A 15382-nucleotide genomic window follows, 5' to 3' on the forward strand; every position below is an offset into this window, starting at 1 on the left:
ATCCTCCTTACTTGAATGACAGCGCACCTGAGTTCTCCATGGACTTCAGCAGGGTGAACCTTGCCTCGTCGCGGCACTCGGGCTTTGCCATGTAATACATATATGTTTCCAGTACATTTATGGGGCTTGCAGTCCTTCCCTCTATCTTGAACTGCTCGAAGCCCATAGGCACATATTTCTCCCAGATATCCTCGGGGGAGATATGTGTGCGGAGATTTCTTATCTCAAATATGCCTCTCTGGGAGAAGGGACAGTCGCGGAAGTGGTCGGGATCGTACTTCTCGACGTTGAAGGGCAGATTGGGGTACTTCCTGATATGCTCGTTATAGGCTATCTGCTGGACGCCTATGGAGTGATAATGGGCTGAACGCCTGGGACATCCGGGCTCGCAGCAGGCATTGGAAAGGAACTCTATCTTTGCTCTCTTTTCCATGGGTATCTGCTCCAGCAGGTCGAAGCGATTGTTCAGGTCGTAGTCCATGACCACTATATGGTAATCCTTGTCCAGCTCTGCCAGAAGGCCTTCCAGAGTATCCAGGCGCTTGCAGGTGGAGCTGGTCAGCTTGTAATCGGGGAAATTCCTGCGGATATAGTCCTCGAGGAGGGGTGACATGACAATGGCCTCGTTGAGACCGTTGTTGGCCATATTCAGCACCATATTGCAGAACTGGTCGCTGAGGTGCTTTTTTTCCAGCGCGGGATTGGTGAAGGTAAAACGCAGGGGTATGCCTCTCTCGTTGAAGGACTTTATGACGCTCCTGACAAAGTTCTTGTCACAGACGCCGCCCTGAGTTCTGCCGCCGTTCCATATGGAGGGCGGGAAAACGCCGTAGAATGAAGCTATCTCAACGCCCTCGCGGAAGAATTCGGGACGGTGCTTCAGCATTTCCGCAAAGAGGAGATTAAGCTTGTAGTTCCCTGAAAAATCGGGAAGGTGAAAACGTACTCTCATGTTTTTATTCTCCTTATATAACGTTTTTTCTTGAAATAAACCATAATTTATATCTGTAGGGACGGCCATTGGCCGTCCGCAGGCGCGGGGGGTATTGTAAATGACCGTATACAGCGAAGCTGAATATTGATTTATCCTATGCAGTCTCCGCGCTCCGAGGCTATCTCGTAGCCTGCGGACTCTATTCTTCTTTGCAGGCAGCCGCGGCATTCCGCAGCCTCCTCGCCTGTGCATATCTTATTGTCGTAAAGGTCGTATTTCTTTCTTACCCTTACAGGCGACAGATTGGGCATTACAACGTTGCAGCCCGTCCGGAGTCCCAGCTCCCTGCCGTTTGGTGCGATAGTGCCCAGTGCAGTTGTGGCAGGCAGCAGCACCTTCGGGAACATCAGTCTCAGTATACCCAGAAGTCTCAGCGTAAGGCCGAGAGTTCCGCCCTTTTCCTCCGCAAAGGGAGTGTTGTGATGGGGCACGAATGGGCCTATGCCTATCATCTGTGGCTGGAGCTCCTGCAAGAACCGCAGGTCTGCAATGATATGCTCCGCGGTCTGGAAGGGAGCTCCCACCATGAAGCCTGCGCCCACCTGATAGCCAAGCTCCTTCAGGGCGAAAAGACATTCCTTTCTGTTTGCAAGGCTCATTTCCTCGGGGTGGAGCTTCCTGTAAAGCTCGTCTGCCGCAGCCTCGTGGCGGAGCAGGTATCTGTCGGCGCCTGCCTCTCTCATGCGCCTGTAGCTCTCGAAGGAGCGCTCGCCGAGTGATAGTGTGACTGCACAGTCGGGGTATTTTTCCTTTATCTCGGATATGACTGAGCACATGAAGTCGTCGGTGAAGAAGCTGTCCTCGCCGCCCTGCATGACAAAGGTGCGGAAGCCCAGTCCGTAGCCGTTTTCGCAGCAGCTTAGTATATCCTCGCGGGACAGGCGGTAGCGCTCCGCGTCCCTGTTGCTGCGGCGGATACCGCAGTAAAGGCAGTCGTTCCTGCAATAGCTGGACACCTCTATGAGGCCTCTGAGGAACACCTTTTTGCCGTAGTTTTTCTGCCTTGTCTCGTCGGCATATCTGCGGAGGAGCTCCGCGGCGGCTTCGTCATCGGTCTCTATGAGGGCTTTCAGCTCTCCGTCGGGAAGGTCGCCCGTATTGTAAAGCTTTTCGACTGTTTCCGTCATATCAGCCGCCCAGCCTTATCATTTCGTCTATACATTTTTTTGCCTGTGCGATGAGCTCGTCGTCCATGAGTATCTCAAAGGCGTCGCCGTTTCCGCCGCCTATGCCCACAAGGGTATTGTATACGTCGGGAAGCGTGGTGAGCTTCATGTTATGACAGACAAGGTCGCGGCTTACGGGGTAGAACTTCTTTTCGGGGCAGTCGTACTGTAAATGCTCCACGATGGAGTTCTCCGTGCCGATGATGAATTCCTTGCTGTCTGACTTCTTTGCGTAGTCCATTATGCCCGTGGTGGAGCCCACATAGTCAGCCAGCTCTACCACCTTTGGAGTACATTCGGGGTGTACAAGGAACAGAGCGCCGGGGTGCTCCTCCTTTGCAGCCAGTACCTCCTTGGGAGTTATCCTTGCGTGAGTGGGGCAGCCGCCCTGAAGGAGCTTTATATCCTTTTCGGGGCACTGTCTCTTTATATAGTCTCCCAGATTGCAGTCGGGAATGAAGAGTATCCTGTCATTTTCAAGAGCCTTTACGATACGCAGGGCGCTTGACGAGGTAACACAGACGTCGCATACTGTTTTCAGTGAAGCCGTGGTATTTATATAGGCCACAACAGTGCGTGTGGGATCCTGTGAGCGGACAGCGCCTATCAGGTCCTTGTCCATCTGCTCTGCCATGGGACAGCCTGCATTCTTGTTGGAGAGAAATACACGCTTCTGAGGGGAGAGCATTTTAGCGGTCTCGGCCATGAAGTGAACGCCGCAGAAGAGGATGTTCTCCTGTGAGATATTCTTGGCGTCAACGCTGAGCTTGTAGCTGTCGCCTACGAAGTCGGCTATCTCGCAGATCTCCCTTGCCTGGTAGCAGTGGGCGAGGATAGCGGTATTTGTTTCCTTTTTGAGCTTTAGTATATTTTCCTGTAATTCACGTACTGTCATAATGATCTCCTTTCGCAAATCAAGATTAGCTGCGCAAAACTATAATTTACCCATTTTATCAATTATACCACATATGCGATGATATTGCAAGATAAAAAGAAAAGCCCTGCCCGTTAAGAGCAGAGCTTTCATGTCATAAGTCAGATACTGCTTTCCGCGATGACCTCTACCTCCACAAGAACGCCCTTGGGAAGTGTTTTTACCGCTACGCAGCTCCTTGCAGGGAGCGAGGTGAAGTACTTGCCGTATATCTCGTTGAATGCGGCAAAATCGTTCATATCCGCAAGAAAGCAGGTAGTCTTTACAGCCTTCTCGAAGGAAGAGCCTGCCGTGCCGAGAACAGCTCCCAGGTTCTGCATGACCTGCTCGGTCTGCTCCTCAATGGTAGTGCCTTTTACAGTGTTTGTAACTGGGTCAATGGCTATCTGTCCGCTGGTATATACCATACCGTTTGAAACTATGGCCTGCGAGTAGGGGCCTACTGCGGCAGGAGCCTTTTCTGTGTGTATCTTTATCATGATTTTTTCCTCCTTGATGTTTTTTTCAGCTTCAGGCCTGTTCGTCGGTCTCTTCGTCGTCCCGGTCCCGGTCGTCAAAGCTCCGGTCGTCATCTTCGTCGGCCTCGCCCTGATCTACCGAGATGTAGCCGAAGTACGACTCATTGCCCTTGCTGGTAAGATAAACATTATACTGGGTATAAGGGTAATCCTCGTCATTTACTGTCATATGCTGTACAGTGCATAAGAACATGCAGGGTCCCTCATAGTCCTTGTCGCTGCATGAGAAGGAGCTTTTCTTGTATTTATCCATATCGAAGCCGCTTCCCTCAACGCTGAATACGGTGTCCTCTCCGTCCATGCCCTCTGCGATGAGCTTGTAGTCCTTGCCGCAGAAGTGGAGAGTACCGTCCTCGGATATGGTCATGGGGTCGTTTTTCAGAGTCTCCTCGATATTGTCGGGGCTAAGCTCGTCGGGATATTCGCCCATAGCCATATGGCCTGTCTTGTGGTAGGGACCTGCCAGCTCCTTGAGGGAAAGGCTATCGGCAGGATCGGAGTCCTTGTCAGTTTCTGACCCGGTTTCCTTTTCGGCAGTTGTGTCGCCTACTGTTGTGGCCTCTGTCTTTGCAGACTTGCCGTCCTTGTCGTCGGTCTTGTCCTTGTCAGCGCTGCACCCCACAAGCGCTGCTGCAAAGATGAATGCAGAAAGTCCCAATAATCCTTTTTTCATTTTATACCTCCTGATTTTTTGCGGTTTTAATTGCGCAAATATTTTACGAGTTTATAATAATATTTTTTCCGCACAAAGTCAAGAAGTAAAAATTAAACTTTCTGTGAAGTTCATATGAACTCCGCTTAGGTTTATATAACCTTTAATATAGCCTCCGTCATTTCCGTGCAGCTGAGGGGAGTTCCCTTGTCCGTGCCCATAAGATCGGCGGTTCTCAGGCCTGAATTCAGCACGCTGTCAACTGCCTTCTCTATGGTCTCGGCCTCCTGTATAAGGCCGAAGGAGTAGCGCAGCATCATTGCTCCCGAGAGTATGGTGGCTATGGGATTGGCCATATTCTTCCCTGCTATATCCGGGGCGGAGCCGTGTATGGGCTCATACAGGCCGCGTTTCGAGGCTCCCAGCGAGGCCGAAGCCAGCATACCTATGGAGCCTGTGATCTGTGAGGCTTCATCTGACAGTATATCCCCGAACATATTGGAGGTAACTATTACGTCGAACTGTCTGGGATCGCGTACCAGCTGCATGGCGGCGTTGTCCACGAACATATCCCTGTATTCCACGTCGGGGTACTGCTCTGCCAGCTCGTGCATGGTCCTGCGCCAGAGCCGTGAGGACTCCAGCACGTTTGCCTTGTCTATGCTGCAAAGGCGCTTATTGCGCTTCATGGCCGCTTCAAAGGCCACCTTGCCTATACGCTCTATTTCGGTGACGCTGTAGGCCTCGGTGTCGAAGGCTTCGGTGCCGTATTTACCCTCCCGGTAGCCGCGGTCGCCGAAGTATATGCCCCCTGTGAGCTCCCTTACTATGAGAAGGTCGAAGCCGTCGCCCACTATCTCGTCCTTCAGGGGAGAGGCGTTTCGCAGGGCGGGATATAGCTTCGCAGGGCGGAGGTTGGTGAAAAGTCCCATGGCGGAGCGTATGCCCAGCAGAGCCTTTTCGGGGCGCATATCCCCTGCCATGCCGTCCCACTTCGGACCGCCCACGGCTCCCAGTATAACGCTGTCGGAAGCCAGACAGCCCTCCACAGTTTCACGGGGGAGGGGGATACCTGTCTCGTCTATGGCGCAGCCGCCTATGAGATAGGGTGTGAAGTCGAATGTGTGGCCGAATTTATCGGCTATCTTATCAAGAACGGCAACGGCGCTGTCCACTATCTCGGGACCTATGCCGTCGCCCTTCAGCAGTGCTATTTTAAGTTCCATAATACCGCCTTTCTGTTTCGATTCATAATTCTATATAATACGGGCAGATATTCTCGTAGTGTCCGTCCTTCATTCTGAACCCTCCGGGTATCACACCTAATTGTCTGAAGCCTATCTTCTCGTAAAGATGTCTTGCGTGGATATTGGTCTCCACAACGGCGTTGAACTGCAATATCCTGAAGCCTGTTTCTCTTGCCTGCCGTATGCAGTCCATTACGAGCTTTTCGCCGATATGCTGTCCGCGGCAGGCGGAGGATACGGCATAGCTGGCATTGCATATATGTCCGCAGCGCCCTACATTATTGGGGTGAAGGATATACAGTCCGACGACCTCGGAGTTATCGTCTGCGGCAATTCCGCAGTAGCTCTGTGACGCAAAGAACTGCTCTCCTGTCTGTGGGGTCAGCGTTTCCTCCTGGGGAAAAGCAATGCCCTCCTCAACTATTTCGTTCCATATTGCGATCATCTGTTCAAGATCGGCTGTATTGTATTTTCTGATCTGCATTTTCATTTCTCCATACGGTGCAGGATATCAAATATACTGTTCTTTTCAAAATCGCGGACTATCGCTTTTGGCAGGAGCGACCTGCATTGCTGTTCGTCCGCCCATACATATTCCTGATGTTCAAAGCTCAGCTTTACGGCTTCTGTCGGGGTTTCGCACAGATATACTATGAGCAGGTCGGGGAGCTCCCGTTCCAGAACGGCAACATAAGCGATATTTCCTATCCTGATATCCGTAATGCCTGTTTCTTCCTGTATCTCGCGCATAACAGCGTCCTCGGGAGTTTCGCCGCTTTCGATGTTTCCGCCTGCATTCTCCCATGAATCAGCTCCGATATCGTCATTTTTACAGCGCTTTATCAGAAGGAACCTGTTGAGCTTCGGGTTGTATATGATACATTTTACGATTATTTTTGCTGTCATTTCCTGCGCCTCAGAAAGCTCCGTTCACAATAGACTCCATAAGTCCGCCGTTTTCGATTATCTTCTGTACAAATTCGGGGAAAGGAGCTGTTCTGTACTCCCTGCCCGTGGTGATATTGCGGATAATGCCGTTGTCAAGGTCGGCTTCCACGGTATCTCCCTCGGATATCTCTTCCGCAGCCGCAGGGCACTCCACAATGGCAAGGCCTATGTTTATGGCGTTTCTGTAGAATATACGCGCAAAGCTCTTGGCGATGACAAGCGAGACTCCGCTGGCCTTTATGGCTATGGGAGCGTGCTCGCGGGAGGAGCCGCAGCCGAAATTCAGGCCTGCGGTGATGATATCTCCCTGCTTTACGCGGGCTACGAAGGTCTTGTCCAGATCCTCCATACAGTGGGCGGCAAGCTCCTTGTGGTCGCTGGTGTTGAGATAACGCGCAGGTATGATAACGTCGGTATCAACGTTGTCGCCGTATTTTATAACGTTTCCTGTGTATTTCATATCTCCATTACCTCCCATGGACTTGTTATCCTGCCTGTTATCGCACTTGCTGCGGCAGTTGCAGGGCTGGCAAGGTATACCTCCGACTCGGGGTGTCCCATGCGTCCCACGAAATTGCGGTTGGTGGTGGTCAGAGCTCTCTCGCCTGCGGCAAGTATGCCCATATATCCGCCGAGACAGGGACCGCAGGTAGGTGTGGACACAACTGCGCCGAACTCGATGAAGGTGCGGAGAAGTCCCATTTCCATTGCGTCAAGGTATATCTGCTGAGTTGCGGGGATAACTATGACGCGGACGTTCTTCGCGGCCTTTCTGCCCTTCATTATCTCGGCAGCCGAGATAAGGTCCTCAAGTCTGCCGTTGGTGCAGGAGCCGATAACTACCTGATCTATTCTGATATCGCCTATTTCACCGAATGTTCTGGCGTTTTCGGGGAGGTGGGGGAAAGCCACGGTGGGCTCTGTCTGCGAGAGGTCGATGTTTATGACCTCGTCGTAGTCTGCGTCCTCGTCAGCTTTGTATATGACGGGCTCTGCGCCGCCGTGCTCGCGGATATAACCGAGAGTGATATCGTCCACCTGGAATATGCCGTTCTTGGCGCCTGCCTCTATGGCCATATTGGCTATGCAGAGGCGGTCTGCCATAGTGAGGGAGGCAAGCCCCTCGCCTGTGAACTCCATGGAGCGGTAGAGAGCGCCGTCAACGCCGATCTTTCCGATAAGATGGAGTATAACGTCCTTGCCCGAAACATATCTGCGTAGACTGCCTGTAAGTTCGATTTTTATAGCAGAGGGCACCTTGAACCAGGCCTTGCCCGTTGCCATGCCGCAGGCCATATCCGTAGAGCCTACGCCTGTTGAGAAGGCTCCCAGAGCGCCGTAGGTACAGGTGTGGGAGTCTGCGCCGATGACAACATTTCCTGCGGTGACAAGTCCTTTTTCGGGGAGCAGGGCGTGTTCTATGCCCATCTCTCCCACGTCGTAAAAATGGGTGATGTCCTTTTCCGCGCAGAAATCACGGCACATCTTGCACTGCTCCGCCGCCTTTATGTCCTTATTTGGTGCGAAGTGATCCATGACCATTGTGATCTTGTTTCTGTCAAACACGCTGTCCCTGCCGAGCTTTGCGAACTCCTTTATAGCTACGGGAGAGGTGATATCGTTGCCGAGAACGAGATCAAGGTCAGCCAGGATAAGCTCTCCTGCGCTGACGGACTCCCTGCCCGAATGAGCCGCAAGTATCTTCTGCGTCATTGTCATTGCCATTTTTATCATTCCTTTGCAGGTTATTTAACTGTTTTCAGGCAGTTCTCGCCGCGCTCGATAGCAACTATACCCGTGCGGCACATCTCCATGATGCCGAAGGGCTTGAGAAGCTCGATAAATGCGTCTATCTTGGAGGTCTCGCCTGTTAGCTCACAGACCAGCGCCGTAGGAGAGTAGTCCACTATCTTTGAGCGGAATATCTCCACCGCCGTCATTATATCCTGACGTATCTCCGTCCTGTTCCTCACCTTTATGAGCAGGAGCTCGCGTATGACCGTGTCCTTGCTGTCCAGCACCTCTACCTCCCTTACGTCGTGGAGCTTCTGGAGCTGCTGGAGTATGCGCTCCTTGATGTCATCATCGCCGTGAAAGGCTATGGTTATGCGGGAAAAGCCGCTTGACTCGGTCTCGCCCACCGTAAGGCTGTCGATATTGAAACCCCGCCGTGTGAACATACCCGATACTCTTGAAAGTACGCCCGATACGTTGGCTACTATAACTCCTATTACATACTGATCCATAGATCACACCTCTTCCGACAGCGCGGTCTGCCGCTGTCATGATTTATTTGCGGATTTATTACTGCGGAAAGCCGTGAAGGCTGAAATATACTATCATAGTTACAAGGTCCACAAGAAGTATGCCGCCGAGAACGGCCGCAGCTATCTTCAGGCCTTTTTTTGCTCTTTTCCTGTTCTGATCCGTGAGGACCTTTTCCTTTATATCCGTGTAAAGCTCTGATTTGGCAGGCTCAGGGGCTTTTTCGGGAGCCTTGTCCAGCACCAGCTCGTCAAGGGATATGCCGAAAAGATCGCTTATAGCCACCAGCTTTTCCATATCGGGGGTGGAATCGCCAACCTCCCATTTGGAGACGGTCTGCCTTGACACGTTCAGACGGTTTGCCAGCTCCTCCTGTGAAAAGCCCTTCTGCTTCCTGAGTTCGTAAAGCTTGTTGTTGAATTCCATTTTTACCCCTCCTGTCTTTCTGTATTGTTCTTTCTGCATGAATACCACAGCAGTACAGCCGCAGCAGCTGTCACAGCGGCGGTGGGCAGACTTGCCTCTATGCCGTATCTGCCGCCGTTGAGAAGGCTTTCGCCCGCTGTACGCATATTTATTACCGATGACGCTGTTCCCTGACTTCCGCTGAGATCGAGTCCCAGAACGCAGGCAAGGAAGTAATTCCAGAGAGTGTGCAGTCCGCAGGCTGCCCATATGCTCCCCGTGCGCAGGGTGATGAACGAGAAAACGCATGATATGACAATAAGGCAGAGTATCCCCGAGATCATATACACGGGCTCCGAGGCGCTCAGCGTTGAAAGGTGGGGGATAATGAACGCAAATGTATTTGCTGCCACAGCAAGCGGAAGAGACACCTTGTCCTTCAGTGAGCCGAAAACGAGGCCTCTGCAAAGGAATTCCTCCGCGGAGCTCTGAACGGCGTATCCGCCCAGCAGCAGCACGGACATTTTAACGTCAAAAGCCGTGGATATCCCCTCATAGGTGATACTGCCCGTGAGCATTATGACAACGATGCAGACAAACAGCAGTCCTGCGCCCATAGCAGCGCCCATGAGCCAGCTGCCCGCATTTTTTGCGATGCCCGTTTCCGAGGGCTTCTTCTTTTCTATAAGCTTGCGGTAAAGGACGGCGGCTGCGATCATTGCGATCATGCCGTACAGTCCCAGCAGCTCCATAACGCTGTCGCCGAAGGTCTCTCCCTGTGACAGATCCTTTCCGCAGGCGGCCATGATACCAATGATGATAAGGTTGCCTGCAAGCATACCTGCCGCGTAGCACAGAAAGAATGCCAGCAGCTTCTTGACCGCCAGCAGACCCGATGACATATCCGTATCGTTGTTGAACGGACTGAGCTTGTGAATGATACTTTTCTTCATAAATGATTCCTCCTTCTATCGCTGAGCGATAGTTTTTCTGATGAATCCATAGTATCATTTCCGGCTCCTGAAAGTCTACCAAGCGGCGCAGGAAATCCGTCAACGGAGGTTAACATTTGCGTTAACGTCCGTTGCATTGCCTGTTTTTCGGGAAAAATCGGCAAGGCCTGTTTTAATCTATCTTTGTGATAAGATCCTCTGCCGAACCCCATGGGGGAAGCATCGGAAGCACAGCCCTGTCGCAGTCAACTGCGCAGTCGATAACGAAGGGACCCTCGCAGGCGAAGGCTTCCGCGGCCAGCTTTTTCAGCTGATCGGTGTTCTCGGCGCGGCCGCCTTTTGCACCGAAGGCCACGGCCAGCTTTGTGAAGTCGGTGCTTCTGCCGAGAGTGGTATTTGAATAGCGTCTGTCAAAGAACAGGGTCTGCCACTGGCGGACCATGCCGAGAACGCCGTTGTTCATTATAACTATAACCACGGGGGTGTTCTGTGATACCGCTGTTGCCAGCTCGTTCAGGTTCATGCCGAAGCTGCCGTCGCCGGTGAAGAGCACGGCTCTCCTGCCTGTTGCGGCGCAGGCGCCTATGGCAGCTCCGAGGCCGTAGCCCATAGTGCCCAGACCTCCGCTTGTGATGAAGGAACGGGGCCTTTTCAGGGGATAGCGCTGGGCCGTCCACATCTGATGCTGACCTACGTCCGTAGTGATGATAGTGTTCTCGTCGGCGAAGGAGCTGACGATATCTATAATATCATAGGGATCAATGGTATCCGCCGCATTTCTGCGGTTTTCCTCAGTTCGGAGAGCCTCCTCGGCCCTGAGCTCCGCTATGCGCTCCGCCCACTGAGGGTGTTTTTTCTCCTCCACCATGGATATGAGACGTTCTGCCGCGTCGGTGATATCGCCCTTTATGGCCAGATCGGCGGCTATATTCTTATGGAGCTCCGCTCCGTCGATATCTATGTGGATTATACGGGCGCCCTTATCACGGGGAGAGCTGCTGCCCGTAGCTCTGTTGCTGAAGCGCACTCCCAGCGCGATGATAAGGTCTGCCTCGGCTCCCGCCATAGTGGAGGCATAGTGGCCGTGCATACCCTGCATACCCAGGAATTTCGGGTGATCGGAGGGTACGGCCGAGAGTCCCATAAGGGAGCTTCCCATGGGCGCGTCTGTCTTATCGGCCAGGGCAAGCAGCTGCGCCGAGGCTTTTCCGCTGATAATGCCGCCGCCGAAGTAGATATAAGGCCTTTCAGCGCTGTTAATCATATCCGCGGCCTTTTTCAGCTTTTCCTCCGGGGCGAAGCTGAGGGGATAGGGGATGACGGGCTGGGCGTTGGCCTCGAATTCGTACAGAGCGGTCTGCACGTCCTTGGGGATATCAACGAGAACAGGTCCCGGACGTCCCGATTTTGCTATCTTGAAGGCGGTGCGGAGGGTATCCGCAAGCTCGCCTATATCCTTGACTATGAAGTTGTGCTTGGTGATGGGCATGGTAATGCCGACGATGTCCACCTCCTGGAAGCTGTCGCTGCCTATCATGCTGCATGAGACATTTCCCGTGACAGCCACCATGGGAACGGAATCCAGGTATGCCGTAGCTATGCCCGTTACGAGATTTGTGGCTCCGGGGCCTGATGTGGCGATGACAACGCCCACCTTGCCCGTAGCTCTTGCGTAGCCGTCGGCCGCATGAGCGGCGCCCTGTTCGTGGGCGGTGATTATCTGTTTTATGCGGTCGCGGGCGCTGTACAGCTCGTCAAACAGGTCGATGACCTGGCCGCCCGGGTAGCCGAAAACGGTGTCGCAGCCCTGTTCGATAAGGGTCTCGACAACTATCTTTGCACCTGATATTTTCATAGCATCAGTATCCTTTACTTTGATGTAGATGAGAGTTTAGAATCAAGAGTTGAGAGTTAATGTGTTTGCTCCGCTCACATAATTTAAAGCTATCACCGTAAGGCGAAACCGCAAACGGGAACTCTCAACTTTCAACTGATCTTGCGCTGCTGCGCAAATTTACGATTTAATAGTAACATTTTACGGCGCTAAAATCAATAGTCAGACGTTTTTTTAGGCAATATACACGCATGAACGCACCTGTATTTGTGCAATCAGCCTGCACTGAGCATATTGTTCACTGCGCTGACCAGAGCCTTTACCGAGGAGGTTATGATATCGTTGTCGATACCCGTGCCCCAGAAGCTCTTTCCTGCGCCCGTGACTATCTCCACATAGGACACAGCCTTTGAAGCAGAACCTACCTCGAGAGCGTGCTCGGTGTAGGAGTTGAGGCTGTAATCCGCGTTCGTGTAGGAGCGTATGGCATTGCTGACAGCGTCCAGACGTCCGTTTCCTGTATCGGTGACGGTGACGTTCCTGCCGTTATAGATGAAGCTGATAGTGGCTTCGATACCGTTGCGCTGTACGAAGTGGGTCTCGGTAATTTTTATGGGCGATACTATATCCACATAGTTCGTCTTGAATATCTCGTATACCTCGTCGGGGAGGAGCTCCTTGTGCTTGCGGTCGGATATGCCCTTGACGAGATATCCCACACTCTCGCGCATCTTCCTGGGAAGATCGTAGCCGAAGCGCGTTTCCAGTATATAGCCGATACCGCCCTTGCCTGACTGGCTGTTGATGCGGATAACGTCGGATTCGTACTCTCTGCCGATATCCGTGGGATCCAGCGGCAGATAGGGTACGTTCCAGATGGTCTCGCCCTTTTCCTCCCGCCATTTCATGCCCTTGGCGATAGCGTCCTGATGTGAGCCGCTGAAGGCTGCGAATACCAGCTTTCCCGAATAGGGCTGGCGCTCGTATATGCCCATGCGAGTGACTCTTGTGAACAGCTCCGATACGGAGGGGATATCATTCAGCTCCAGCTGCGGATCAACGCCCTGGGAGTACATATTCATAGCCAGTGTTACTATATCCACGTTTCCCGTGCGCTCGCCGTTGCCGAAGAGAGTTCCCTCAACGCGGTCGGCGCCTGCCAGGAGTCCCATCTCCGTATCCGCCACGGCACAGCCGCGGTCGTTGTGGGGGTGGAGTGAAACTATTACGTTTTCGCGGTATTTCAGGTTTTCGCACATATACTCTATCTGGTTTGCGTAGACATGGGGCATTGAGAGCTGCACCGTTACGGGGAGATTGATTATGACCTTGTCTTCAGGAGTTGGCTGCCATACGTCCAGAACGGCGTTACAGACCTCCAGGGCGAATTCGGGCTCAGTACCTGTGAAGCTCTCGGGGGAATACTCAAAGCTGTAGCAGCCCTCGTATCTCTCGCGGTACTCCTTGCAGAGCTCAGCGCCGCTGACGGCTATTTCCTTTATCTCCTCCCTGCTTTTGCGGAAAACCTGCTCGCGCTGAGCCTTCGATGTGGAGTTGTACAGGTGTACTATTGCCCTTTTGCAGCCCTTCAGCGCCTCGAAGGTCTTTTCGATTATATGCTCCCTCGACTGGGTCAGCACCTGTATGGTCACGTCGTCGGGAATGAGATCCTGCTCGATGAGGGTGCGGCAGAAGTCGTACTCGGTCTCCGAGGCGGCAGGGAAGCCTATCTCGATCTCCTTGAAGCCGATATCCACCAGCATCTGGAAGAATTCCAGCTTCTCCCCAAGGCTCATGGGGATTATGAGTGCCTGATTTCCGTCGCGGAGATCCACGCTGCACCATATGGGCGCCTTGTCGATATAGGATCTCTGAGTCCATTTCATCGCGGTTTTCGGCGCTTCAAAGAATTGTCTTGTGTACTTGTTGACGTTTTTCATATGATTACCTCCATTCCGATCCGTACTGCCTGTCAGCAGGAGGGTAATAAAAAAGTCTCCTCCATGCATTGGCATGGAAGAGACGAAGTTACTTCAGCACTCCGTGGTACCACTCTTCTTGATGTAAAAAGCTACACCCACTCATCTGCGTCGGATCAACGCATATCTCTGTAACGGGAGCGCCCGTCCGAGCCTACTTGAAGCGTGCTTCTTTTGGTCGGCTGCTCGGGGAGGAGTTATGACCTGTACCTGTCTGCCGGCTTTCACCTGCCGCCGGCTCTCTGTGAAGACCCATACAAGCTTTTATTCCCTTCATCGCATTTATTATTTGTATTATACCGCATAAAAGTGCATTTGTCAAGACCCGTTTCCGATTTATGTCCAAGTAGTCAAACGGGAGCTTTACTGCCGCAGTCCGGGCAGAAATTGGTATTGCAGTCCCTGCCGCAGGAGCATTTCCAGGGTTTTGGAGGAGCCTTTGCTCCGCACTCGGGACAGAAATTGGTGCTGTTCTCCATACCGCACAGGCACAGCCATTTATCGCCGTTCCATACGCGGGGCTGTCTGTTGTCGGCAGCCATGCGGAAGAGCTCGTCGGCTCTTGTCATATACTGAAGTCCCATAACGGGAAAACCGTAGATAAACATAAGCTACACCTCACTGCTGTGACTTTATATAGTCGGCTATCCTGTATATACCGTAGAACACCCAGATTATCCATGATATAGCCCACAGTCCCGTAAATACGCTGAAAAGCAGGTATACCGCGGCAACGGCTGCGGCTATGAGCCAGTGTTTCATCAGCGCTTGGGAGCCAGTGCGAGGATCTTGCCTGCGAAGTCGTTGAAGTTCTGGGTCTGGAGTATTACCTTTCCGGGACCTGTAAGGCGTGTGAGGAAGAGTCCCTCTCCGCCGAGGAATATATTGCTGAGGCCCTTTACGGTCTCGATCTCGTACTGAACAGTGGGCTCGAAGGCAACGACGTTGCCTGTATCTACCTTGAGTATCTCGCCGGGAGCAAGAGTGCGCTCTACCATATCGCCGTCAACTTCAAGGAAAGCCATGCCCTGGCCGAAGAGCTGCTGAAGGATGAAGCCCTCGCCGCCGAAAAGGCCTGCTGTGAATTTCTTTGTGAATACTGCTTTCAGGTCTACAGTCTGCTCTGCGCAGAGGAAAGCGCCCTTCTGGCAGATAAGACCGCCCTGTGTTATATTAACGGGAACTACCGAGCCGGGCACTGTGGAGCCGAAAGCTATCTTTGCTCCTGCCACCTCGGCGGTGTAGTTGGCCATGAATATCGATTCGCCTGTGAACATTCTTCCAAGGCTTCTGCCGAGTCCTCCCCTTGCGTTTGTCGACATCTTGATGCCCTGTGTCTGCCAGATCATACCGCCTGACTGTGTAAACATTGATTCTCCTGCATTGAGTTCACATTCAACAGCGGGAACTGTCTGACCGATTATAGTATATCTCATACGGACATACCCTCCTTACATAAAAATTATATTAAAGCGAAGGCGCGGTAG

General features: G+C 52.5%; 18 protein-coding genes and 1 other annotated feature. All 18 genes read right to left on the reverse strand.

Features of this window, described 5'->3' with window-relative positions; genetic code table 11:
- Positions 1 to 7: 7 nt before the first annotated feature.
- On the reverse strand, positions 8 to 952 hold the full coding sequence (locus tag Q0Y65_RS07270) for a hypothetical protein (RefSeq protein WP_297958522.1): 945 nt from the start codon (positions 950 to 952) through the stop codon (positions 8 to 10).
- A 131-nt stretch (positions 953 to 1083) separates the two neighbouring features.
- The gene (gene hydE / locus Q0Y65_RS07275) at positions 1084 to 2121 is read right to left on the reverse strand and encodes a [FeFe] hydrogenase H-cluster radical SAM maturase HydE (protein WP_297958524.1); all 1038 of its coding nucleotides are present in this window, start codon (positions 2119 to 2121) and stop codon (positions 1084 to 1086) included.
- Between the two features lies 1 nt (position 2122).
- Positions 2123 to 3055, reverse strand: a complete 933-nt coding sequence (nadA, locus tag Q0Y65_RS07280; protein WP_297958527.1) for a quinolinate synthase NadA — start codon at positions 3053 to 3055, stop codon at positions 2123 to 2125.
- 140 nt (positions 3056 to 3195) lie between these two features.
- Positions 3196 to 3573, reverse strand: a complete 378-nt coding sequence (locus Q0Y65_RS07285) for a RidA family protein (RefSeq protein ID WP_297958528.1) — start codon at positions 3571 to 3573, stop codon at positions 3196 to 3198.
- A 31-nt stretch (positions 3574 to 3604) separates the two neighbouring features.
- On the reverse strand, positions 3605 to 4285 hold the full coding sequence (locus Q0Y65_RS07290; protein ID WP_297958530.1) for a hypothetical protein: 681 nt from the start codon (positions 4283 to 4285) through the stop codon (positions 3605 to 3607).
- Positions 4286 to 4416: 131 nt separating this feature from the next.
- Positions 4417 to 5490: a 3-isopropylmalate dehydrogenase gene (leuB, locus tag Q0Y65_RS07295; protein ID WP_297958532.1), complete on the reverse strand. Its 1074-nt coding sequence runs from the start codon at positions 5488 to 5490 to the stop codon at positions 4417 to 4419.
- Positions 5491 to 5512: 22 nt separating this feature from the next.
- Positions 5513 to 6001 carry a GNAT family N-acetyltransferase gene (locus Q0Y65_RS07300; RefSeq protein ID WP_297958533.1) on the reverse strand — a complete coding sequence of 163 codons (489 nt, stop codon included), beginning with the start codon at positions 5999 to 6001 and terminating at the stop codon, positions 5513 to 5515.
- Positions 5998 to 6417: an NUDIX domain-containing protein gene (locus tag Q0Y65_RS07305; protein WP_297958535.1), complete on the reverse strand. Its 420-nt coding sequence runs from the start codon at positions 6415 to 6417 to the stop codon at positions 5998 to 6000. The genes Q0Y65_RS07300 and Q0Y65_RS07305 overlap by 4 nt, the downstream gene beginning before the upstream one ends.
- Positions 6418 to 6427: 10 nt before the next feature.
- Positions 6428 to 6919 carry a 3-isopropylmalate dehydratase small subunit gene (leuD, locus tag Q0Y65_RS07310; protein WP_297958537.1) on the reverse strand — a complete coding sequence of 164 codons (492 nt, stop codon included), beginning with the start codon at positions 6917 to 6919 and terminating at the stop codon, positions 6428 to 6430.
- Positions 6916 to 8184 carry a 3-isopropylmalate dehydratase large subunit gene (gene leuC, locus Q0Y65_RS07315; protein ID WP_297958538.1) on the reverse strand — a complete coding sequence of 423 codons (1269 nt, stop codon included), beginning with the start codon at positions 8182 to 8184 and terminating at the stop codon, positions 6916 to 6918. The genes leuD and leuC overlap by 4 nt, the downstream gene beginning before the upstream one ends.
- Positions 8185 to 8204: 20 nt before the next feature.
- Positions 8205 to 8705, reverse strand: coding sequence for an acetolactate synthase small subunit (gene ilvN, locus Q0Y65_RS07320; protein ID WP_297958540.1), 501 nt, complete (start codon positions 8703 to 8705; stop codon positions 8205 to 8207).
- Positions 8706 to 8763: 58 nt separating this feature from the next.
- Positions 8764 to 9150 (reverse strand): helix-turn-helix domain-containing protein, encoded by a 387-nt coding sequence (locus Q0Y65_RS07325; protein WP_297958542.1) that lies wholly within the window; start codon positions 9148 to 9150, stop codon positions 8764 to 8766.
- A gap of 2 nt (positions 9151 to 9152) precedes the next feature.
- Positions 9153 to 10082, reverse strand: coding sequence for a CPBP family intramembrane glutamic endopeptidase (locus Q0Y65_RS07330; protein WP_297958543.1), 930 nt, complete (start codon positions 10080 to 10082; stop codon positions 9153 to 9155).
- Positions 10083 to 10254: 172 nt separating this feature from the next.
- Entirely contained in the window at positions 10255 to 11937 is a 1683-nt protein-coding gene (ilvB, locus tag Q0Y65_RS07335; RefSeq protein ID WP_297958545.1) for a biosynthetic-type acetolactate synthase large subunit, read from the reverse strand.
- Positions 11938 to 12191: 254 nt separating this feature from the next.
- Complete coding sequence (locus Q0Y65_RS07340) at positions 12192 to 13856, reverse strand: 2-isopropylmalate synthase (RefSeq protein WP_297958547.1); 1665 nt, start codon at positions 13854 to 13856, stop codon at positions 12192 to 12194.
- A 75-nt stretch (positions 13857 to 13931) separates the two neighbouring features.
- Positions 13932 to 14181 (reverse strand) — a binding site (T-box leader).
- 64 nt (positions 14182 to 14245) lie between these two features.
- Positions 14246 to 14503: a hypothetical protein gene (locus Q0Y65_RS07345; RefSeq protein WP_297958549.1), complete on the reverse strand. Its 258-nt coding sequence runs from the start codon at positions 14501 to 14503 to the stop codon at positions 14246 to 14248.
- A 10-nt stretch (positions 14504 to 14513) separates the two neighbouring features.
- Complete coding sequence (locus Q0Y65_RS07350) at positions 14514 to 14657, reverse strand: WxxxWxxW domain-containing protein (RefSeq protein ID WP_177243939.1); 144 nt, start codon at positions 14655 to 14657, stop codon at positions 14514 to 14516.
- The gene (locus Q0Y65_RS07355) at positions 14657 to 15331 is read right to left on the reverse strand and encodes a TIGR00266 family protein (protein ID WP_297958552.1); all 675 of its coding nucleotides are present in this window, start codon (positions 15329 to 15331) and stop codon (positions 14657 to 14659) included. The genes Q0Y65_RS07350 and Q0Y65_RS07355 overlap by 1 nt, the downstream gene beginning before the upstream one ends.
- Positions 15332 to 15382 lie beyond the last annotated feature (51 nt).

The sequence above is a fragment of the uncultured Ruminococcus sp. genome, assembly GCF_947301925.1.
Classification (GTDB): domain Bacteria; phylum Bacillota; class Clostridia; order Oscillospirales; family Ruminococcaceae; genus Ruminococcus.